Genomic DNA, 555 nt, shown 5'->3' with positions numbered 1-555 from the left:
GGCGAGCCGCGGCGCGTGAGCGCCGGTTCAGCTTGAGTGCGTGAGCGCCGGTTCAGCTTGAGTGCGTGAGCGCCGGTTCGGCTTGAGTGCGTGAGCGCCGGTTCGGCTTGAGTGCGTGAGCATCCAGGCACCCACTGGTTGTTTCGTCATGTGACGCCTCGTATCCGGCGTCACTTCAGCTCGGCGAGCGGCCCGTCCGGATCCAACGGTTCGCAGCTGTCCTTGCCGACCGTGGTCGAGCAGTGCGCGGCGGGGAGGGCCGGCCGGTATCCATTGACGGTGCCTCCGTCGCGGGTGATCTGGGTGTAGGTCGCCACCGCATCGGTAGGTATGCGCTTGAGTTCGGGGTCGTTCAGTGCGTCGACGGTGTACAGACCGAAACGTGGCCGATAGCTTCCCCATTCGTAGTTGTCGACCAACGACCAGTAGTTGTAGCCGATGATCGGGATGCCGTCGGCCTTCGCGCGCTGCATCCAGAACACCGTGTCCTCGAGATACTGCGATCGGGTCACCTTGTCGGACCGGGGTTTACCGTCATCGGTCACCATCCCGTTC

Annotated in this window: 1 protein-coding gene; it reads right to left on the bottom strand. The window is 64.1% G+C overall.

The genetic code is table 11. The annotated features are described in order from the left end of the window. Positions 1-170: 170 nt before the first annotated feature. A partial coding sequence (locus IMZ11_RS43550; protein ID WP_228649558.1) for a family 1 glycosylhydrolase occupies positions 171-555 on the bottom strand: 385 nt, incomplete at its 5' end.

It is taken from the genome of Microtetraspora sp. AC03309 (assembly GCF_020826795.1).
GTDB lineage: Bacteria > Actinomycetota > Actinomycetes > Streptosporangiales > Streptosporangiaceae > Microtetraspora > Microtetraspora glauca.
Note: the sequence above shows the minus strand (reverse complement) of the source record. Positions and strands in the feature narration are given on the sequence as shown.